Source organism: Cryobacterium sp. RTC2.1, from assembly GCF_035018685.1.
Taxonomy (GTDB): Bacteria; Actinomycetota; Actinomycetes; order Actinomycetales; family Microbacteriaceae; genus Cryobacterium; species Cryobacterium glucosi.
Genome location: NZ_JASJXJ010000064.1, coordinates 1 through 19,535 on the forward strand (window position 1 = coordinate 1; position 19,535 = coordinate 19,535).

Annotated in this window: 18 protein-coding genes; 6 read left to right on the forward strand and 12 right to left on the reverse strand. The window is 67.0% G+C overall.

All coding sequences use genetic code 11. The features are described 5' to 3' along the window. Window positions 1-647: hypothetical protein (locus QN357_RS09795; protein WP_416347613.1), on the forward strand; the 647-nt coding region annotated here is incomplete at its 5' end. Between the two features lie 69 nt (window positions 648-716). After that, window positions 717-1,271 (forward strand): MOSC domain-containing protein, encoded by a 555-nt coding sequence (locus QN357_RS09800; protein WP_323504835.1) that lies wholly within the window; start codon window positions 717-719, stop codon window positions 1,269-1,271. Window positions 1,272-1,296: 25 nt separating this feature from the next. On the opposite strand, the gene QN357_RS09805 is transcribed toward QN357_RS09800, so the two are convergent. Beyond that, a complete protein-coding gene (locus tag QN357_RS09805; RefSeq protein ID WP_323504824.1) occupies window positions 1,297-2,232 on the reverse strand; it encodes a DarT ssDNA thymidine ADP-ribosyltransferase family protein in 936 nt (311 codons plus the stop codon). Window positions 2,233-2,465: 233 nt separating this feature from the next. On the opposite strand from QN357_RS09805, the gene QN357_RS09810 reads away from it, so the two are divergent. Together QN357_RS09810 and QN357_RS09815 are read left to right on the forward strand one after the other, a co-directional pair. Beyond that, window positions 2,466-2,924 (forward strand): GyrI-like domain-containing protein, encoded by a 459-nt coding sequence (locus QN357_RS09810; RefSeq protein WP_323504825.1) that lies wholly within the window; start codon window positions 2,466-2,468, stop codon window positions 2,922-2,924. A gap of 92 nt (window positions 2,925-3,016) precedes the next feature. Continuing rightward, entirely contained in the window at window positions 3,017-3,769 is a 753-nt protein-coding gene (locus QN357_RS09815) for a potassium channel family protein (protein ID WP_134445928.1), read from the forward strand. 68 nt (window positions 3,770-3,837) lie between these two features. On the opposite strand, the gene QN357_RS09820 is transcribed toward QN357_RS09815, so the two are convergent. The 5 genes from QN357_RS09820 to QN357_RS09840 all read right to left on the reverse strand — a co-directional run bounded on the left by QN357_RS09820 (window position 3,838) and on the right by QN357_RS09840 (window position 8,527). Continuing rightward, the gene (locus tag QN357_RS09820) at window positions 3,838-4,647 is read right to left on the reverse strand and encodes an endonuclease/exonuclease/phosphatase family protein (protein WP_323504826.1); all 810 of its coding nucleotides are present in this window, start codon (window positions 4,645-4,647) and stop codon (window positions 3,838-3,840) included. A 138-nt stretch (window positions 4,648-4,785) separates the two neighbouring features. Next, entirely contained in the window at window positions 4,786-5,805 is a 1,020-nt protein-coding gene (locus tag QN357_RS09825) for an LLM class flavin-dependent oxidoreductase (RefSeq protein ID WP_323504827.1), read from the reverse strand. A gap of 74 nt (window positions 5,806-5,879) precedes the next feature. Next, window positions 5,880-6,305, reverse strand: coding sequence for a hypothetical protein (locus QN357_RS09830; RefSeq protein WP_323504828.1), 426 nt, complete (start codon window positions 6,303-6,305; stop codon window positions 5,880-5,882). 123 nt (window positions 6,306-6,428) lie between these two features. Further along, the gene (locus QN357_RS09835) at window positions 6,429-7,400 is read right to left on the reverse strand and encodes a phospholipase (protein WP_323504829.1); all 972 of its coding nucleotides are present in this window, start codon (window positions 7,398-7,400) and stop codon (window positions 6,429-6,431) included. A gap of 314 nt (window positions 7,401-7,714) precedes the next feature. Further along, a complete protein-coding gene (locus QN357_RS09840) occupies window positions 7,715-8,527 on the reverse strand; it encodes a hypothetical protein (protein WP_134445933.1) in 813 nt (270 codons plus the stop codon). A gap of 289 nt (window positions 8,528-8,816) precedes the next feature. On the opposite strand from QN357_RS09840, the gene QN357_RS09845 reads away from it, so the two are divergent. Further along, a complete protein-coding gene (locus QN357_RS09845; protein ID WP_323504830.1) occupies window positions 8,817-9,416 on the forward strand; it encodes a histidine phosphatase family protein in 600 nt (199 codons plus the stop codon). Window positions 9,417-9,517: 101 nt separating this feature from the next. Here the strand turns inward: QN357_RS09845 and QN357_RS09850 are convergent, their stop codons facing one another. The 6 genes from QN357_RS09850 to QN357_RS09875 all read right to left on the reverse strand — a co-directional run bounded on the left by QN357_RS09850 (window position 9,518) and on the right by QN357_RS09875 (window position 18,292). Continuing rightward, window positions 9,518-10,177 (reverse strand): bifunctional 4-hydroxy-2-oxoglutarate aldolase/2-dehydro-3-deoxy-phosphogluconate aldolase, encoded by a 660-nt coding sequence (locus QN357_RS09850; RefSeq protein WP_323504831.1) that lies wholly within the window; start codon window positions 10,175-10,177, stop codon window positions 9,518-9,520. Further along, window positions 10,174-11,283 (reverse strand): sugar kinase, encoded by a 1,110-nt coding sequence (locus QN357_RS09855; protein WP_323504832.1) that lies wholly within the window; start codon window positions 11,281-11,283, stop codon window positions 10,174-10,176. The genes QN357_RS09850 and QN357_RS09855 overlap by 4 nt, the downstream gene beginning before the upstream one ends. Continuing rightward, entirely contained in the window at window positions 11,283-12,830 is a 1,548-nt protein-coding gene (locus tag QN357_RS09860) for a UxaA family hydrolase (protein ID WP_134559596.1), read from the reverse strand. Before QN357_RS09860 ends, QN357_RS09855 begins: the two co-directional genes overlap by 1 nt. 51 nt (window positions 12,831-12,881) lie before the next feature. Next, entirely contained in the window at window positions 12,882-14,342 is a 1,461-nt protein-coding gene (locus tag QN357_RS09865; RefSeq protein ID WP_198413367.1) for a glycoside-pentoside-hexuronide (GPH):cation symporter, read from the reverse strand. Window positions 14,343-14,458: 116 nt separating this feature from the next. Further along, the gene (gene uxaC, locus QN357_RS09870; RefSeq protein ID WP_323504833.1) at window positions 14,459-15,856 is read right to left on the reverse strand and encodes a glucuronate isomerase; all 1,398 of its coding nucleotides are present in this window, start codon (window positions 15,854-15,856) and stop codon (window positions 14,459-14,461) included. Window positions 15,857-15,937: 81 nt separating this feature from the next. Next, entirely contained in the window at window positions 15,938-18,292 is a 2,355-nt protein-coding gene (locus QN357_RS09875; RefSeq protein WP_323504834.1) for a tagaturonate reductase, read from the reverse strand. A 219-nt stretch (window positions 18,293-18,511) separates the two neighbouring features. Here QN357_RS09875 and QN357_RS09880 point away from each other — a divergent pair, with 219 nt between their 5' ends. Then, entirely contained in the window at window positions 18,512-19,309 is a 798-nt protein-coding gene (locus QN357_RS09880) for an IclR family transcriptional regulator (RefSeq protein ID WP_166787229.1), read from the forward strand. The last annotated feature ends 226 nt before the right edge of the window (window positions 19,310-19,535 follow it).

Consider the following 19,535-nt stretch of genomic DNA (forward strand, 5'->3'; position numbering starts at 1 on the left):
CGTCCCCCACCGCCTCCCCGTCCGCACCCGGAACGGACAGCGCCACGCCGCCTCCCGACGACGCGACGGCGACCCCGCAGCCCGGTGACCGCGTCCTCTCCGCCCGGATCAGTTACGGCTGGGCCTGGCCGGGACCCGGACAACCGGCAACGATCGGCCATGACATCGCGGTCCCGATCGCCCCGCCGCCGAGTCCGCCGCTGCCGTCACTGACCTCGATCGGTGCGGGGGCGCATCCGCTCGCCTCACCGCCATACGACCAGCTGAGCTTCCGGTTCGAGGGCGGCTTCCCCGGTTATGAACTCGAATACGTGCCGGTCCTGACCGGAGATGCGAGCGGCCTGACGATTCCGATGGACGGAACCGACAGCATCCTGCGGGTGGTGTTCCGCCTCGCGCAGGCCCACACCGAGGACGGTATCTCGAGTGTGCTCGAGGCTCCGCGCGAAGCGGTCGGCCTGGCCGCCATCACCCGGTACGCCCCGGCCGGGGACTTCGAGGGCACCGTGACCTACGGGATCGGGGTCGGGCATCCGGTGCCGAGCACCGTGAACACCGCCGTGCGGGTGTACGAGGTCGAGCGGATCGAGCAGGGCCGCCACCTCTACGTCGTGGCCGTGCAGGTCGACGCCAGCCCCTGGCGCTGACGAGCGGCATGCCAGAATCGTCTCATGGTGACTTCCCCGCCCGAACAGCCCACGCAGCCCGACCACGCCATGCGGCCCGAGCACACTGCGGCGGTCGTGTCGGTGAGCCTCGATGACGCGCACCGGTTCAGCAAGCCGGCCGCGCCCCGCATCCTCCTGCTCGAGGGTCTCGGCGTCGAGGGAGACGCGCACGCGGGTGCGACCGTGCAGCACCGCTATCACGTGAAGAAAGACCCGACGGCGCCGAACCTCACCCAGGTCCACCTGATCCCGTCCGAGCTCTTCGACGAGCTCGCCCACGACGGCTACACCGTGCGGCCCGGCGAACTCGGCGAGAACGTGACCACCCGGGGGATCGACCTCACCGGGCTCCCCCTCGGCACCCGGCTGCACCTCGGCGCCGACGCCGTCGTCGAACTGACCGGCCTGCGCAACCCCTGCTCACTGATCAACGGATACCAGGGCGGGCTGATGAAGCAGCTCATCGAAACGGATGCCGCCGGCCGCATCACCCGCAAGGCCGGCGTGATGAGCGTGGTCGCGTCCGGTGGTGCGGTCCAGCCGGGAGACATCATCCGGATCGAGCTGCCCGAGGGGGAACAGGTCCCCCTCGACGTCGTCTGAGACGACCGCTCGCGCGTCGGACGGCCTAAGCGGTGACCGGCTCCGAGGCGTGGAACCACGGCGGGTACACCGCGACCTTCGGGCGGTGACCGGACTCGGCGAGAATGCCGCGCACGACGTCACGGACCTTGTCATTCGCGACGGCGACGATGGTGACGAGCTCGAACGGGAAGGTCTCCTCGACGAGGAGTTCGGCCTCGAGGAGCGCTGCGGCATCCTTCTCGGCACGCAGCCGGCGGAGGACCCGGTCGCTCGTCTCCGGCGTCGCACCGACACGGGTCAGGGTGCCCGCTGCATCGCCGTCGGTCACGGCGATGACGCCGAGGGCGGGCTCACCGTGCCCGGACTGGGCCTCGACGACCTTCTTGACGGTGCTGACGAGGATCACGAAGTCGAAGTTCTCGGCATACGGGGCGTCCCTGGACAGGCGCGGGTCCCCGGTGTTCGTGAGGATGCTGTCCCAGATGGTCGCGTTCGGCGAGAGGAAGAACGGCACGAAGTGCGCGACGGTCGTGTTCTCGGTGCCGGCGATCAGCGTGCTGCGGCGCTTCTCACGGTTGGGAACGGAGGAGATGTCGACGGCGGGTCGCACGGCCCAGGCCTCGCTCGCGTCGGCGAGGAGGCCGCCGCTGGCGAGGATGCCGGCGAGGTTGCGGATGTGGGTCAGGTGATAGATGCGCTGCTCGCCGACGTTGTCGGGGGCGGATTTCGGCCCGATCGACGACTTGGCCCGGGTCGAGGGGCGGGGGCGGGTCGCACTCGTCGCACCGGAGGCGCTGCTTGCCGGGGCGCTCCGCAGCGACGGCGGCTTCGAGGCCGTCTTCGAGCGCGCCGGCGACGGGGCGGACTTGGCCCGGCTCGCGCGAACCGCGGGTGTCGCGGGCACAGCCTCCGGAACCGGTTTCGGGAAACAGATGGCGCACAGGCCACCCTCGAGTCCGTGGATGCATTCGTTGCTCAAAGCCAGAAAACCTCTCGTGTTCGTGTCCCCCACATTCTTCGAATACCCGTGTTCGAAGACCACGACTCAACGCTACGGTGATTTTGCCCCGAGCGGTTACCGGGATCGACCCTGAACCCGGTTATTGGATGCAGAACTCGCGACGACGGTGGAGCTTACGTCGCTTCGGGCGGCGGTCTACTGTGGGCCGCAGCGGGTCCCTCCCGGGCCCGGCAACCGACCAGGGAGACTCCATGAAGGCCGAACAGATCACCCTCGAACCCCGCACGTTCCTCGGAGTCCACGAGGTGATCCCGATGAGCAGGCTGACCGAATATTTCGATCGCGCCTTTCGTACCTCCGCCGCCGAACTCGGCAGGCTGGGCGCCCACCCGAGCGGTCCGCCGATCGCGCTCTATCACGGCGCCCCCACGGATGCCGCGGTCGACGTGACCGCCGGATTCCCCGTCGTCGACGAGGTCAGTGCGACCCGGGCCGTCGAGGTCGTGCACCTTCCGTCCGGTCCGGCCGTCGAGACGTTCCACGTGGGCTCATACGAGACGATGGCCGAGACGTATGCGGCCGTGACGGACTGGATCACCGCGGAGAAGCTCACCGTCGCCGGGGACATGTGGGAGGAGTACCTGGTGGGTCCGGACGCCGAACCGGACCCTGCCAAGTGGCGCACCCGGATCGTGTTCCCGCTCGCCTGAGTCCGCCACGCTTTTTTCGAAACGCGGGCGCAACAATCACCCTCTAACATGAGCACGCGACCTGCGACCATGACGAGCCAGGAGAAGGCGATGTGAGAAGCTCCCGCTGGGAACGCGCGACCGACACTCCCCTGCTCGCGCTCGGAATCGCTTTCCTGATCGCGTACGCGACGCCGATCATTGCGCCGGAGATCAGTCCCGGCTGGCACCTGTTCCTCGAGTGGATCGAGATCGGCAGCTGGGCGGCCTTCGCGGTCGATTTCGTGGTGCGGGTGAGCCTCGCGGAGGATCGACGCGCGTTCATGCGCACCCATATCCTCGACCTCCTCGCAGTCGCCCTGCCGTTGTTCCGACCGTTGCGGGCCCTGCGGGTGGTCTCGGTCGTGATCCTGTCCACCCGCCGGCTGAGTAAGGTGCTCAAGAACCGCGTGATGACCTACGTGGGCATCACGGCGGTGTCGGTCTGGTTCATCGCAGGCCTCGCGGTGACCGATGCGGAACGGAACGCGACCGGCGCGAACATCGTGACGGTGTGGGACGGCTGGTGGTGGTCGTTCATCACGATGGCCACCGTCGGATTCGGGGACCACTTTCCCGTCACGACGGACGGCCGCCTCGTCGCTGTCGGCCTCGTGGTCACCGGGATCGCGCTGATCGGCACCATCACCGCGTACATCGCATCCTGGTTCGCCGCCGCCAGCCGCGAGGCCGAGGAGGCCATCAAGGTCGAGCTCGGCGTCAACGAGGACAAAATAGACGCCCTCACCGTGGAGATCGGCGAGCTCAAGGCCCTCGTCGAGCGCCTGGTCGGCCAGCCGCTCCCGGCCCCGCCGACCGCGGACTGACGAGCAGGCTCAGAGCCGCAGGCCTGCACCCGCACCTTTAAGTCCAGACCGGTCGCAGGCCGGCCGTCTCAGATGTCGAAGTCCGTGCTCGGCGCTGAAGCTGCGGTCTCGGTCGCGGTCGTCGTCGCGGTCCTCGCGACCGAGCGGGCCGCATCCGTCTCACGGATGCTCTTCCGCGCGCTCTGCCGGAGGGTCTGGCTCACGGGCTCCGCGGTGTAGGCGGAGGTCACCAAGATCGGCATGTGGTCGGACGTGCCGCGCGGGAGCGTCTCGACATTCTCGATGGTCAGGCCGACCGAGGTTGCGAGGTCGAAGTGGCCCCTGAAGAACCGGTAGCGCGTGTACGTGCGGGTGTCGCTCAGGGTGAGGTCATAGCCGGACTCCGTGACCTTGTCGCCGAGGTTGCCCTTGAAGATCGGGTAGTTGTAGTCGCCGACCATCAGCGTCGGCAAGCCGGGGCCGAGGCGATTGAGTTCCTCGTGCGCCGAACGGATCTGGTTGCGGCGCAGCGAATTGCGCGCGGTCAGCGGCGCAGCGTGGAAGGACGCGACGACGAGCTCGCGATCGGCGACCTTGTCCACGAGCCGGGTGCCGATCAGGCGCTCGTGCGCCGGGCGCAGCACCATGTCGTGCAGGGACTTCTTGAGCGCGAAGGCCTGGGTGGTGACGGCGTCGAAGCGGTCCTGGCGGTAGTAGATCGCGAGGCCGAGCCGGTTGGTCAGGGTCGAGTCGGCGAGATGCAGTGTGCCGATGTCGTCGGGCAGTTCGAGGGTGTCGGCCTCCTGGAGGCAGAGCACGTCCGGCTCATAGGTGACGGAGAGCGCGGCGAGTTCACCGACCGCTCGGTTCTTCCGGAGGTTGTAGCTGATGACCCGCACGTCTCTGACCTGGCTTCCGACTCGTGGTGGTGATTCAAGCCTAACGCGCGCGGCTGAAAGGTTCACAAGGCTTCGGGACGCTTAAGTGGGCTACCGGTCAGTTCCCCACGCGTTCTGGGCCGGGGTCGTGCGGCGGCCTCAACGCCAGCCGAGACCCGGGGCGACGTGGGTGACGATGCTCTCCAGGAGGCGCGCGTTGTATGCGACTCCGAGCTGGTTGGGGATCGTCACGAGCACGGTGTCTGCGGCCTGCACCGCGGCATCCGTCGCCAGCTGGGCGACGATCTGGTCGGGCTCGCCGACGTAGCTCTTGCCGAAGCGGGCGAGGCCGCCGTCGAGGTAGCCGACCTGGTCCTCGGACTCCCGGCTGCCCGGCCGGCCGAAGTAGGCCCGGTCCTCTTCGGTGACGAGCGGCAGGATGCTGCGGCTCACCGACACCCGCGGCGTGCCGGTGTGGCCCGCGGCGGCCCAGGCTTCACGGTAGATCGCGATCTGCTCCGCCTGCAGGTCGCCGAACGGGACACCGGTGTCTTCGGTCAGCAGCGTCGAGCTCATCAGGTTCATGCCCTGCTCACCGACCCATTTCGCGGTCGCCCGGGTGCCGGAGCCCCACCAGATCCGCTCGCTCAGTCCCGGAGCCTGCGGCTGGATCGGCAACAGCGCCGTTCCAGCGGACATCTGCGGGTTCGGCGTCGCGACACCGGCCCCGATGATCGCCGCCCGGAAGACCGAGGTGTGCTCGCGGGCGACATCCGCGTCGGTCTGCCCGTCTGCGGGCGCATAGCCGAAGTTCTCGTAGCCGCGCTGCGCGGTTTCCGGTGACCCGCGGCTGATGCCGAGCTGGAGGCGCCCGTTGCTGATCAGGTCGGTGATCGCGGCCTCCTCGGCCATGTACAGCGGGTTCTCGTAGCGCATATCGATGACGCCGGTGCCGAGCTCGATCCGGCTCGTGCGCGCCGCCATCGCCGCGAGCAGCGGGAACGGTGAGGCGAACTGCCGGGCGAAGTGGTGCACACGCACGTATGCCCCGTCCACGCCGAGTTCCTCGGCGGCGACCGCGAGCTCCACCGTCTGGAGGAGGGCGTCGCGTGGGGTGCGGGCAAGGGAGCCCCGCACCGCCTGGTGGTGGCCGAAGGAGAGGAATCCGATGCGCTTCATGACCGGTGCAGCGCGGAGGGGCCGCCGGGTATTCCCGTCGCCCGCGCGGCACCACCGCTCCCCGACTGGCCGCGCTACCCACGCTCCTTCCCGCGCCGCTTCTTCGCCGCGGGCACCCGTCGCACAGTGAGCCTGTCGAGGCGGCGTTCCACAACGGTGCCCTCCTCGAGGATCGTCGCGAGCGTGATGAGCTCGTGGACGAGTTCAGGGACCGGGCGCGCCTGGCAGCAGACGCACCAGCCGCGCGCGTCGAAACACGCGCGCAGGGCCTGCTCGTAGTAGTCCCTCGTGAGGCCGGGCACGTCGCATACCCGCGCCGTCGTCGTGGACTGGAGCGAGTTCATTCCGCTGAACGAGCGCCCGCAGCCGCAGTCCCCGTATGGGGCCCACCGACTATACGGGCACGGCTCGAGCATCCACACGAGCTCACCCTCGATACAGCCGTTCGAGTCACTGCCGCGGGAGCCCTGCGTCGCCCCGGTGGCCACCAAAACCTTCATTTCCGTCCTCCTCGGTCTCGGCACGAGCCTCAGGGAGTGGATGGAATGACGCTAACAGTGGCCACCGACAGACGAACGGGTGGAGCGGTGCGGGCGAGCGACGGCGGGTCAGCACCCGACCGATCAGTAGTAGCCGAAGGACTCGGAGTGCGCCCAGGCAGAGCAGGGAGTGCCGTAGGCCGACTTGATGTAGCCGAGGCCCCAGCTGATCTGCGTCGCCGCGTTCGATGCCCAGTCCGAGCCAGCGGAGGCCATCTTGCTGCCGGGCAACGCCTGCGGGATGCCGGTTGCTCCGCTGGAGCTGTTGTACGCCTGGTAGTTCCAGCCGGATTCCCGCTGCCACAACTGGCTGAGGCAGCTGAATTCCCCGCTGCCCCAGCCGTACTGGGAGGAGGCCATCGCACTCGCCGTCGCGCGCGCGCCGGCCGGGCTGTTGTCCCCCGACGACGACACGGACGCCGCAGCTTGCGGCGCAGCGGCTGCAGCTGCTGCTGCCGCAGCCGCCTTCGCTGCTTTGGCTGCCTGGGCCGCCTGGGCTTCCGCGGCGGCCCTGGCGGCGGCAGCAGCTGCGGCCTCAGCGGCGGCCTTCTCGGCCGCAACGCGGTCGACTTCTGCGACCGCAGCCTGCACGGTCGTCGTCTCGGCCTTGGTCCGGGCGGTCAACGACTCGACCTGGTCGATGGGCAGGACCTGGAAACTCGCCAGCGAACTCGCCGCTGCGGTCAAAGTGGAAGCATCCACTTTGTTCGCGGCTGCGGCGACGACCTGGTTGGCGTCGACCAACGCAGCGGATGCCGCATCCTGGGCGTGTACCTTCGCGATCGAGGTGTAGACGGTGAGCTGGTCGTGTTGCCGGCCTGTCGCCGCTGCGACGTCGGCCGTTGCCGCGATCCGGCTCTGGGACCGGGTGGCCGCATCGGCGGCCGCACTGACCGCGAAGCCGCTTCCGGCCACGATCGCGGCGATCGCGAGACCGGCCGTGACGACGGTGAACCGTTTCGGGCGACGTCCCCTGGATCCGTTCCTGCGCGAGGCCCGGGTGTCGACCGGAGCCGAATCTGTTGGCGAATCTGGTGCGGATTGAGCTGAGTTCATGATTCCTGCCATCGAGAACCGGCTCGAAAACCGCCAGGTTCGCTGAGTGTCAGGCCCACGCTCTCGGTGACGGCGCGGGCGAATTGGCCATAGTGCAGACGCTTTCTGGCAAAGTCCCGACCAAAACCTCCACAAGTCATCCACGGGGCAACCGGTCAATCGGGTTCTGCAGGGGTGGCGGGCCGCACTAGTCCCGGCCCGCCGCCCTTGTTGAGCGCGATTCCGCTTTTCTGAGGTTTTCTCAGGAATGCAGGGACCTATTTCCGGCCACGGGCATTCGGATCGGTGGAACGCAGCTCCCGATCAGCGGGCACTCAGTAGTAGTTGTAGGCCTCGGAGTGCGCCCAGGCCGCGCACGGCGTCCCGTAGGAGGCGGCGATGTAGCCGAGGCCCCACGCGACCTGCGTCGCGGCGTTGGTGGCCCAGTCGGAGCCGGCCGAAGCCATCTTGCTCCCTGGAAGAGCCTGCGGGATACCGGTGGCCCCACTCGAGTTGTGGGCCGTGTACGACCAGCCGGACTCCCTCTGCCATAACTGCACGAGGCAGCTGAACTGGCCGTCTCCCCAGCCGTACTTCGAGGCGGCCAGGCCCTGGGCCACGGCCTTCGCGCCCGCGGGCGTATTCGCTGAGGCGAGGGCCTGCAGCCTTTGGGCCTCTGCCGCAGCAGCTGCGGCGGCGGCCTTCTCGGCGGCGACCCGGTCTGCTTCGGCCGCAGCGGCTTCGACGCTTGTCGAGATGGCGGCCGTGCGCTGGGTGAGCGACTCGACCTCGTCGATGGGCAGGACCTGGTAGCTCGCGAGCGAGCTCGCGACGTCGCTCAGGGTGGTCGCGTCGACCTTGTCCTTGGCGGCAGCGAGCACCGCGTTGGCCCTGTCGAGCGCGACGGCGGCGGCGTCCTTCGCGTGCACGGTGGCGATCGAGTCGTACACGGCCAGTTGGTCGTGCTGGCGGCCGGTGCTCGCGGAGAGGGCTGCGGTGGCGGTCACGCGGTCCTGGGCGGCGTTCGCGGCCTGAAGGGCGTATGAGCCCCCGGTGACGAGGGCCACGGCGACGGCGGAAGCCAGGGAGATGGCGATGATCCGGCGAGAATGCGGTGAGCGGCGAGGTGGTGCTGAATGCGATGTCATATAGTCCCGGTGTCGCAAGCGCGGGCGCACGAACAGGGCTCGTGGGCCAGCGCTCACTGGTCTCGGGCCCACGCGCTCGGATGCTGCGCAGGCGAATCGGCCATAGTGGCCGGGATTCCTGCACAAACCCTCACTTTTTCCTCCGAAAGTCATGGGTATCGGGGCGCGTTCCGCACGCGTGCCCCGTCAGGCTCCGCGACGAGCCTGTCTAAACTCGAAGAATCGACATGTTCATTCCGGTCGATATCCGCGGACGTTCCCACGACGCTGAAGATCACGAGGTTTCATCATGACCGCGCACGACATCGTCCTGATCCGGCACGGGCAGACCGAGTGGAGCATTTCCGGTCGGCACACCGGCCGCACCGACATCCCCCTGACCGACCTCGGTCGGCAGCAGGCGGATGCGCTCGGCGAGATGCTCGACGGTGAGGCGTTCCCGACGGTCTTGTCCAGCCCGCTACAGCGGGCCTGGGAAACCATGGAGCGCGCGGGATATGCCGCGCAGGGCATCGCTTCCCAGGACATTCTCGAGTGGGACTATGGCGTGTTCGAGGGGCTCACGACCGAGGCCATCCGCCGGGAGATCCCGGACTGGTCCGTGTGGACGCACCCGATGACCGGCGGCGAGTCCGCAGACGAGGTCGGCGCGCGTGCCGACCTCGCGATCGAGCAGTGCCTCGCAGCTCCGGGTCCGGTCGCCGTGTTCGCGCACGGACATTTCCTGCGCATCATGACGGCGCGCTGGATGGGCCTGCCTGCCTCCGCAGGGAAGCACTTCAGCCTCGGGACCGCCACGGTGTCCACCCTCGGCTGGGAACGCGATAACCGTGTGCTGCAGATGTTGAACGATGCCTGCCACCTGAACTCGATGGACCCGGTTCTCTGACATACCGTTTCCAGCCGCGCGTTAAACCGCAAACGCGGCGTCCAGGGGCCGAAGCACGTCCTGGACGCCGCAGTCTTTGTGCGACTCGCTCTCGCTGAGTCTTACTTCCGGCCGGCACCCGTCAGAGCGGATGCTGCGCTGGCGGCGATGAGGCCGCGCACGAGCTCGAGCTGGGCGTCGTCCGCGAAGGACGAGCTCAGGCCGACGACGCTGACTCCGGAGGAGAGGAAGTCGGGCGCGTTGAGCGCGGTGACCCCTCCGGTGGCGATGAAGTTCATGTCGGGGTACGGCCCCTTCATCGACTTCGCCCAGTTCGGGCCGAGGATCGAGGCCGGGAAGACCTTGACCCAGCGGAGGCCGAGCGCACGAGCCTGGAGGATCTCGGTCGCAGTAGCCACCCCCGGAAGATGCGGGATGCCGCGGCGAACGCTCTCCGCGACGATCTCCGGGCTGAAGCCCGGGGAAACGGTGAAGGCGACGCCGACCTTCTCGGCGGCGTCGAGCTGCTCGAGGGTCGTGACGGTGCCGGCGCCGACGACGAGGCCGCGCTCGGCGGCCGCCTCGGCGACGGCCTTCAGGACGGGAACCGCGTCACTGGTCTGGATGGGGATCTCGACGTGCTGGACACCGGCATCCCAGGCGCGCTCGGAGAGGCGCACGGATTCGGTCAGCGAGAGCCCACGCAGAACGGCGAGGACGGGAATCCGGAAGAAGTCTCCGGGGAACCACTCATTGGCGGGAAGGGCGGTTGTGCTGGTCATACGGTCAGTCTCCTAAGATCGGTGAGATCGGAATGTGAGTCGTGGGTGTCGGGAGCGTTCCCGACGGCGGCCGGGGATCCGGCGCCGGATCCGGCGGCGGCGGCGGGAGTTGCTGCGAACAGCCCGTGGCCGGGCCGGAAGTCCTCGCGGCTGCCGAGCGCCCAGGCGGCGAGCGAGTGCCCGTGGTTCAGGCGGACTTCGGACGACTCGCCGTTCATGAGTGCGGACAGGTAACCGGCGGCGAACGCGTCTCCGGCTCCGACCGGCTCGACGACCTCGACCTTGTGGGCAGGGACGACCGTGGTGCGGCGGGTGTCGTCGGGCAGAAGCGCGTACTCCGTCGCGTCGACGGCTCCGTCCTTGACGACGAGGTAGGGCACGTCGGGCAGCAGGGTGCGCACGTCGTCGGAGGTGACGCAGCCCCAGATGATGGCGGCTTCGTCGAGTCCGACGAGGACGACCGTCGCCTTGCCGGCGAGCTCCCGCAGCCGGGGACCGGCCACGCTCACGGGCCAGAGCTTGGACCGGTAGTTGACGTCGAAGGACACCGAAGTGCCCCACTCTGCCGCGTGGTCGAGCACGTGTTCCACCAGGGCGGAGCAGCTCGGCGACAGCGAGGGCGTGATGCCGCTCGTGTGGATCAGGTGGGCGGACTGGAGGGGCCAGGCCCCGGCATCCGCCACGCCCAGCTCGGAGGCGGCGGAACCCGCACGATAGTAGAAGACGTGCGCGCCGGTACCGGTGTCCGGCTCCTTGAGGTACAGGCCTGTCGGGCTGACCGCGGTGCGGTTCACCCAGCGGGTGTCCACTCCCCCGCAGTCGAGCGTCGAAATGATCTTGGTGCCGATCGGGTCCTGGCCGACATTGCCGGCCCAGGCCACGTGGTGGCCGAGCTCGGCGAGGTGCGCGGCGACGTTGGACTCCGCCCCGCCGACGCCGAGGTGGAAGCCCTCTGCGATGTCGAGCGACGTCGTCGAGGTGGGGGTGAACATGCCCATGGTCTCGCCGAAGCAGACCACCTGCGGTTCGCCCTGGTCGGCGCCGGAGGCGACCGGGTTGCCCGGCTCCTCCTGCAGTGCCTGGGCGCCTGCTTGCTCGTCGGTCATCAGGTCACCGCTCCGATGTGCCACGGCACGAACTCTTCCTGGCCGACGTTGAACTCTTCGCTCGTGGTCTGCTTTCCGGAGGCGACGGCGATGATCATGTCGAGGATCTCGGCGCCGACCTCTTCGACGCGGGCGGTGCCATCGGCGATCCGTCCGGCGTTGATGTCGACGTCGTCGCCCTGGCGCACGAACAGCGCGGTGTTGGTGCCGACCTTGATGCTCGGGGTGGGCTTGCAGCCGAAGACCGAGCCGCGGCCGGTCGTGAAGACGACGACCGTCGCACCGCCGGCGACGAGTCCGGTGACGGACACCGGGTCGTAGCCGGGGGTGTCCATGAAGCCGAGGCCCCGGGTGGTCATCGGTTCGGCGTATTCGTAGACCGCTGCGAGGTCGGCGCGGCCGGCCTTCGCGACGGCGCCGAGCGACTTCTCCAGGATGGTGGTGATGCCGCCGGCCTTGTTGCCGGGAGAGGGGTTGTTGTCCATGGTGCCGCCACCGGTGACGATGTACTTCTCCCACCAGTTGATCCGGTCGATCAGCTTGAGGCCGACCTCGCGGGTCGTGGCGCGGGCGGTGAGCAGGTGCTCGGCGCCGTAGATCTCAGGCGTCTCGGCGAGAACGGATGTTGCGCCGTTGGCGACGAGGACGTCCGAGGCCCAGCCGAGGGCCGGGTTCGCGGTAATGCCCGAGTAGCCGTCGGAGCCGCCGCAGTTGAGGCCGAGGACGAGTTCCGAGATGTCGATGGGTTCGCGGCGACGTTCGTCGAGCTTCTCCGCCATCTCGAGGATGGCCTCGACGCCCGCTGCGACGGTGGCGCGCATGCCACCGGTCTCCTGGATGGAGAGGGTCGTGACGAGGGTGTCTGCCGGAAGCTCGCCCTGGCCGAGGATGACGTCGGCCGGGGTCATTTCGCAGCCGAGGCTGAGCACGAGCACTCCGGAGATGTTCGGGTGGGCCGCGTAGCCGTTGAGGGTGCGGACGAGCATCTGCGCGCCCTCGCTCTCGAGGACCAGGCCGCAGCCGCTCTGGTGCGTGAGGGCGATGACGCCGTCGACGTGCGGGAAGCGGTCGAGCAGGTCGCCGCGGAAGCGGTCCGCGATCAGCTTCGCGGTCGTGCCGGAGCAGTTGACCGTCGTGAGGATCGCGATGTAGTTGCGGGTGCCGGCGCGGCCGTCCGCCCGGCGGTAGCCGTCGAAGGTCCGGCGGGCTCCCGTCGGGGCGGGCAGCTCGGTGTGCACGGTACCGAACTCGTGCACGCGGGCGCCGAGGTCCATACCGAGGTTCTGGCTGTGCACGTGTTCGCCGCGCACGATCGGCGCCGTTGCGGTGCCGATCGACTGGCCGTACTTGAGGACCTTCTCCCCGACCGCAACCGATCCGAGTGCGATCTTGTGGCCGCTCGGGACGGCCCCGATCACATTCAGAACGCTGTCCCCCAGGGTGATGGCTTCACCGGGAACGAGGTCCCGGAGGGCAACAGCGACATCGTCGCCTTCCGCCATGACGAGCACGGATGTGCCGGTCGCAATGCTGTTGATGTGGCTCATGAGATCTTTTCTCTCGCTGGGAAGCGGTCGGGGAGGGTACTGCTGGCCGGATCAGGCCTTGGCGGCGATTTCTTCGCCGATGATGCCCTTTTCCCAACGGCCCTCTTCGAGGTCGATGGCAATGGCGTGGTACTTGTCGTCGCTCAGGCTGTACAGGAAGTAGATGATGACGGCGGCGATGGTGAGCGCGATGGCCGGGTAGATCGTCATGACGGCCTTGATGCCGAAGAGCGTCTCCGGGGACTGCTCTGTTGCCTTGGCGACGTAGCCCGTGATGGCGAGCATGCCGGCTCCGACGAGGGCGGCGAGGGACTGGGCGACCTTACGGGAGAAGTTGAATGCGGCGTAGGTCATGGTCTCCTTGCGGACACCGGTGTGCCATTCGCCGTAGTCGATCGTGTCGGAGACGAAGGCCCAGGTGACGCCGTTCGGGATGGCCAGTGCGGCGTACCCGATGGTGACGAGGATCATGAACGTCCACAGGTTGGTCGGGATGATGAAGTTCAGGCCGTTGGCGACGATGGAGATGATGAATCCGGCCATGGCCGTCTTCTTCTTGCCCCACTTGGCGACCATCTTCGGGATGAACATGATGCCCACGATGGAGGCACCGATCATGACGAGGTTGAGGACGGCCTGGAGGGCGATGTTGCCGAGGTTGTACTGGGCGAAGAAGATCATCATCATGTTGTTGACGTTCATCGAGGAGATGGTGAAGAGCGTCATGAGCACGAGGGCGAGGAGCGGCTTATTGGTGAAGATCGCCTTGGCGTAGTCCTTCATGCCGTTCTTCTCGAAGCCGACGGCACGGTTGACGTACACCCGTTCCTTGGTGCCGCGGTAGCAGATGTAGAAGGACACGACGCCGACGATGGCCATGACCATCGAGGCGAACATGAAGTTCTGGGCGGTCATGCCGCCGAAGATCATCATCATCGGGATGAACGCGAAGCCACAGATCCACTGGGCGCCGAGCGAACCGGCCTGGCGGCTGGTCGCGAGCTCCGCGCGGTCCTTGATGTCGCGGGTCATGACCGAGGCGAGGGAGCCGTACGGGTCATTCGTGAAGGAGTAGATGATGCCCCAGACCGCGTACGTGCCGGCGGCGAAGGCGATCTTCCAGCCCATGTCCACGTCGGGCATCGTGAAGGTGACGACGGTCATAACGGCGAGCAGGATGGAGGAGACCATCATGACGGGGCGGAATTTTCCGCGCTTGCCGAAGCGGCGGCTGTCGATGAATGCGGCCGCGAGCGGGTCCATGCAGGCATCGAACAGTTTGCTGAGCGTAAAGATAAGTGCGACTACAGCGGGCGCGATGCCGGCGGTGTCGATCCAGAACTTGGTCAGGTACGACTGTCCGAGGTCGAACATGAAGCCGTTACCGAAGTCGCCGAAGCCATAGGCGACCTTCTCCTTGCGGGAAATGCGATCAATAACGGTGACGCCGGCGGAGCCTTCGGGGCCGGTGGCTCCCATGGCGCCGGGCAGGCCCTTGGTGGTTGTACTCATAATGCGGATTCACTCCTATGTGCTGGATTTAATGGGGTCGTGCTGGTTCGTGCTGGTCGTGCAGAGGTACTGTGCGGGTGGATGCTTCGAGCGGGTAAGCGCCGGAGCCGAACGGGCTAGAACCCGAAGTAGGTGTTCGCGTTGTTGTACGAGATGTCTTCGACCATCTGGCCGAGGATGGCCTCGTCGTCGGGAACTTCGCCGAGCTCGACCCATTCGCCGATCAGTTCGCAGAGGATGCGGCGGAAGTACTCGTGGCGCGGGTAGGAGAGGAAGCTGCGGGAGTCCGTCAGCATGCCGACGAAGTTGGAGAGCAGGCTCTCCTCCGCGAAGGTGGACAGCTGCAGGCGCATTCCGTTGCGGGTGTCGTTGTGCCACCAGGCGTTGCCGAGCTGGAGCTTCTGGACGACGTCCTTCTGGTAGGAGGCCATCAGGGTGATCAGCGGCAGGTAGTCGTTGGGGTTCAGCGAGAAGATGATCGTGCGGGGAACCGCATCCTCGGATTCCATCGCGTTGAAGAGCTTAGCGAGCGGCTCGGCGATGTTGCGGTCGTTGATCGCGTCGTAACCGGTGTCGGCGCCCATGCGGGCGAAGCCCGGGTCGTTGATGTTGCGCATCGCGTGGATGTGGTGCTGCATCGTCCAGTCCTTGGCGCTGTAGATGCGCATCAGGGCCTTGAGCAGTGCCGTGCGGTACTGCGCGATCTCGGTCGCGGTGAGGGTGCCGCCGGAGAGGGCGGTCGTGACGATCGTGTCGAGTTCGGCCGGGGTGGCCTCTTCGTAGACGACGATGTCGAGGGCGTGGTCGGACAGGCGTCCGCCCATGGTGTGGAAGAAGTCGACGCGCTGGGTGAGGGCCTCGACGATGTCCGCGAACGCGGTGATGCTGACGCCGGCCGCGGTGCCGAGGGTGGCGATGTACGCCGCGTACCCGGCCTGGTCGATGTTCAGGGACTTGTCCGGACGGAACGCCGGGAGCACCTTGAACGCGCTCTCAGCCTTGAGCACCTCGTGGACGTGCAGGTCATCCGCGGGGTCGTCCGTCGTGACGACGACCTTCACGTTCATGCCCCTGATCAGGCTGCGGCGGGAGAACGCCGGCGTCGCGAGGAGCAGGTTGGCCGCGTCGTAGATCTCGCGGGCCGTTGCACGGCTGATCACGGTGTCGATGCCGAAGAAGCGCTTGAGTTCGAGGTGCGCCCAGACGTAGAGCGGGTTGCCGAGCGCCTTTTCGAGGGTGCCTGCCCAGGCGTAGAACTTGTCGAAGTCGGCGCCGTCTCCGGTGATGAGGCTCTCGGGGACCCCGTTGGTGCGCATCAGGCGCCACTTGTAGTGGTCACCGTAGTTGTTGCCGCCGAGCCAGGCTTCGGTGATCGTCGCGAAGTTGCCGTCCTCGAGGATCTCCTGGGGGCTCAGGTGGCAGTGGTAGTCGACAATCGGCATATTCTTCGCGTGATTGTGGAAGAGCTTCCTCGCCATCGGCGTGGTCAGCAGGAAATCGTCATTCAAAAACATCAGAAACAGTCCTTTGTTCCGTACAGTCGTTGTGGTGAATCAGTCGTTGTGGTGAATCAGTCGGTGGGTTGATTCGGCCGATCAGGCCAGGAGCGCGATGGTCGCGCGGGCACCCAGGGTGCGCAGGTTGTCGAGGCCGGTGGTGACCTCGGCGACGAGGCCGGGGAGTTCGGTGAGGTCGCGGCCCCAGAGCGAGTCATCGCTCAGGATCGCTTCGACGTAGTCGGCCGTCACGTTGCTGCCGGTCGCGGTGGCCGTCGCGTATGCGGCGTGGAAGGTGGCGAGCACCTCGTCGCTGTCGACGGGGACGACGGTGACCGCAGCGTCGCCGCTGTAGGTGAGCAGCAGTGCCGAAAGGGCCAGGGTGACGCGGGGCGGGAAGGTTCCGACCTTCTCCTGGAAGTTGACCAGGATCGGCAGCAGGCGGGACTTGTACTTCGAGATGCTGTTGAGCGCGATCGAGGCGAGCTCGTGGTGCATGAAGCGGTTCTCGAAGCGTTCCTTGACGGACTCGGCGTATGCGGCGAGTTCGTCGTGCGGCAGGTCGATGACCGGCATGATCTCGTCGTACATTTCCGCGTTGACGAACTGGGAGAACTCGGGGTCGATCATCACGTCGCGCACGGTCTCGACGCCGGCGAGGCGGGCGATCGAGGCCATCGTGGTGTGCGGGGCGTTCAGCAGGAAGACCTTGCGTTCGCGGTACGGCGTCATGTCGTCGGTGACGGTCACGTTGAGGCCGGCCTTCGCGAGCGGGAGGGATTCCGTCAACGACTGCGGTCCTTCGATGACCCAGAGCAGGAATGGCTCGGCCTTGACGATCGACTGGTCGTCGTAGCCGAATTCCTCGGCGAGCTCGGCGGCGCGGTCGGCCGGGTAACCGGGAACGATCCGGTCGACGAGGCTGGAGTAGAAGGTGTTGTCGGTGTTGACCCACTGGACGAATGCTGCGTCGAGCTCCCAGAGCGCGGCGGTCGCGAGGACGGATTCCTTGAGCTTGTCGCCGTTGTGCTCGATGAGCTCGCAGGGGATGATCTGGAAGCCCTTCTTGCCGAGAGAGAAACGCTCGAAGAGGAGCGCGGTGAGCTTTCCGGGGAAGCTGTGCTGGGGCTTGTCATTGAGACGGTCGCGGTCGTCGAAGGCGATGCCGGCCTCTGTCGTGTTGGAGAAGATGAACTCGATGTTGTCGTCGTTGGCGAGGTCGAGGTACTTCTGGTTGTCGACGTACGGGTTGACCGTTCCGGTGACCACGGTGATGACCTCGTGGCTCTGCACGTCCTTGCCATCCTGAAGGCCTTCGAGGAGGACCGTGTAGAGGTTGTCCTGCTCCTCGAGGGAGGCGACGCGGCCGCCTTCGATGGGCTGGACGATCTTCACGCCGCCCTGGAACAGTCCCTGGTTGTTCATCTGCTGCAGCTGCCAGTCGACGAACGCGCGGAGGAAGTTGCCCTCGCCGAACTGGATGGCCTTCGTGGGCAGTTCCGCGATCGCGGGAACAACGCTCTTGGACAGTCTCTGCATGGTCTTCGTGTTCCGTTCGGTAGTAGTGGACGTGACGGTGACCTGCATGGTCGACGTCGCTCCGGGGTCCAGGGTGATGAAGTGGGCGCCGACGTTGCACGTCTCTGCGCAGGCGGTTTCGGTCCACTCGTCGGTTCCGTAGTCTGCGATGGCGGCGGCCTTGATGCGGCCGGCGTTCCAGACGACCGTCTGCGCGGCGCCCTGCGAGACGGCGCGGATGATGCGGTCGTTCGCCGGGTCGCTGAGTTCGAGCGCCTCGGGCATCGGGTAGAGGCGATCGATCTCTTCGCCGGTGAAGCCGAGCGGCAGGAGGGACGAGCCCTCGGTGGCCGGCTTGGTCGAGCGGTCCGTGTAGTCGAACGTCTCGAGGCCGGTGAGGGTGCTCGTTGTGACGTCGCCGACGGCGAAGTAGGTGTGGAAGGCTTCCTCGAACGCGAACGGGGTGGCACCGTCGTTGCGGACGGACAGCTCGAGGCCGAGCTCTGCGCCCACGGTGACCGTGTAGTGCGCGGTGAAGGGGTGGGATCCGGCGGGAACGCCGACGCTGTCCTGGGTCAGCTCGAAGACGAGCTCTGTGGCAACGGCGCCGGTCGCGGTGTCCAGGGTGCGGGAGTCGACGAGCGACCAGGTGGAGAGGCGTGCCCAGCCGTGGTTGGGAGCTGAGGCATCCGTGCCGTTCGGGCCGAACCAGGGGAAGCAGAGGGGAACGCCGCCGCGGATCGGGTCGGTGTCGGAGAAGACGCCGAAGGTGCTCATCCAGAGGACCGGCTTGCCGCCCGCGGGAGTCCAGTCGGCGACGTGCGCGCCGTGCAGGTAGATCAGGGCGGATGCCGAGGGTGTGGTGACTTCGACGGCGGCGAGGCCGCCGTGGCCCTCCACCAGACGGATGCCCTGTGCGAGCTGCTGGGTTGTCATGCGTACTCCTCTTTGAGGCGAGAAACGTGAGGCGAAAGTGTGGCGGAGCCTGATAATCGTTCCGCTCAGCAGAACGCGTGTCCGTCAGATGAAACACTAGCACCGGTTAACAGGTTCGTAACAACTGCTTTCGCGGTAGAATTGCCGTATTGAGTTCCATCGGGCAGAACCGCCTTTTCATGGTGCACAATGCACAATCTTTGGCCGCAGGAGGACAAAATGTCAGCGACTTTGATCGACGGATCTCACACTTCGGGCGAGGCCGGCGAGCCCGCGAAGGACAGCGCAGCCCGCAAACTGCTGCGCGTGCTCGAAGCCGTGTCGAACCCGGGCGAAACGCACCGGCTGAGCGACCTGGTTAAGGAGACCGGCCTGTCGAAGACGAGCGTGTTCCGTCTGCTGTCCGAACTCGTCGACGACGGCTACGTCAGCCGCACGTCGGACGGCGCGTACACACCCGGACGCGCGCTTCGGTTGCTCGGCCTGCGCCTGACTGCCAGCACGGAGGATTCGGACCGCGTGCGCACCCGGCTGCAGCGCCTCCAGCAGGACGTGCACAGCACCATCCACTTCGCCCTCCGCACCGGCGACTGGGCCACCTACGTTGAGAAGATCGAGGACACCGCGCAGCCGATCCGGATGGCGTCCCGCGTCGGCGCCCAGATCCCGTTGCACTCGACCGCGATCGGCAAGTCCGTTCTGGCCTACCTGCCCGAGAGCGAGGTGCGGCGGTACGCCGCCAACACCGGGCTGCCGCGGCGCACCGACAACACCATCACGGACGTCAACCGTTTGCTCGCCGACGGCGAACTTGTGCGCAATCGCGGCTTCTCGATCGACGACGAGGAGAACGAGGAGCACATCCGCTGCATGGCGACGCCCGTTTTCGACACCCGGCACAATCTGCTGGGCGGAATCGGCATCACCACAATCGCACCTTTGGTGACGCAGGCGAAACTCGAGTCATACGCCCCCCTGCTCCTCACGGCGGCGCGCGACATCATGTCCCTCGTCTAGCTCTGGCCGTTGCGTGGGGAGCGTTTCGCGGCCACTTAGGTCTGTTCCGATCCGACTTTGCGGACGCCCCTCTGGACAGGAATCGCTCATCGGGTAACCTATCGATATCTCTGGACGATTGAAGCTGACCGACTTTCGTTATGAGCCCTTGACCGGGTTTTCCACAGGTGATTCGTGGGCGTGCGGATGCCTCAAGAATGTCGGTGGTCGTTCGTAGAGTGACCGG

Excerpts from the sequence above, each read along its gene's own strand:
- QN357_RS09865 (WP_198413367.1), bottom strand. The coding sequence starts at position 14,342 with ATGAGTACAACCACCAAGGGCCTGCCCGGCGCCATGGGAGCCACCGGC.
- QN357_RS09800 (WP_323504835.1), top strand. The coding sequence starts at position 717 with ATGCGGCCCGAGCACACTGCGGCGGTCGTGTCGGTGAGCCTCGATGAC.
- QN357_RS09860 (WP_134559596.1), bottom strand. The coding sequence starts at position 12,830 with ATGAGCCACATCAACAGCATTGCGACCGGCACATCCGTGCTCGTCATG.
- QN357_RS09835 (WP_323504829.1), bottom strand. The coding sequence starts at position 7,400 with ATGAACTCAGCTCAATCCGCACCAGATTCGCCAACAGATTCGGCTCCG.
- uxaC (WP_323504833.1), bottom strand. The coding sequence starts at position 15,856 with ATGTTTTTGAATGACGATTTCCTGCTGACCACGCCGATGGCGAGGAAG.
- QN357_RS09875 (WP_323504834.1), bottom strand. The coding sequence starts at position 18,292 with ATGACAACCCAGCAGCTCGCACAGGGCATCCGTCTGGTGGAGGGCCAC.
- QN357_RS09810 (WP_323504825.1), top strand. The coding sequence starts at position 2,466 with ATGAAGGCCGAACAGATCACCCTCGAACCCCGCACGTTCCTCGGAGTC.
- QN357_RS09840 (WP_134445933.1), bottom strand. The coding sequence starts at position 8,527 with ATGACATCGCATTCAGCACCACCTCGCCGCTCACCGCATTCTCGCCGG.
- QN357_RS09850 (WP_323504831.1), bottom strand. The coding sequence starts at position 10,177 with ATGACCAGCACAACCGCCCTTCCCGCCAATGAGTGGTTCCCCGGAGAC.
- QN357_RS09880 (WP_166787229.1), top strand. The coding sequence starts at position 18,512 with ATGTCAGCGACTTTGATCGACGGATCTCACACTTCGGGCGAGGCCGGC.
- QN357_RS09845 (WP_323504830.1), top strand. The coding sequence starts at position 8,817 with ATGACCGCGCACGACATCGTCCTGATCCGGCACGGGCAGACCGAGTGG.
- QN357_RS09830 (WP_323504828.1), bottom strand. The coding sequence starts at position 6,305 with ATGAAGGTTTTGGTGGCCACCGGGGCGACGCAGGGCTCCCGCGGCAGT.
- QN357_RS09855 (WP_323504832.1), bottom strand. The coding sequence starts at position 11,283 with ATGACCGACGAGCAAGCAGGCGCCCAGGCACTGCAGGAGGAGCCGGGC.
- QN357_RS09825 (WP_323504827.1), bottom strand. The coding sequence starts at position 5,805 with ATGAAGCGCATCGGATTCCTCTCCTTCGGCCACCACCAGGCGGTGCGG.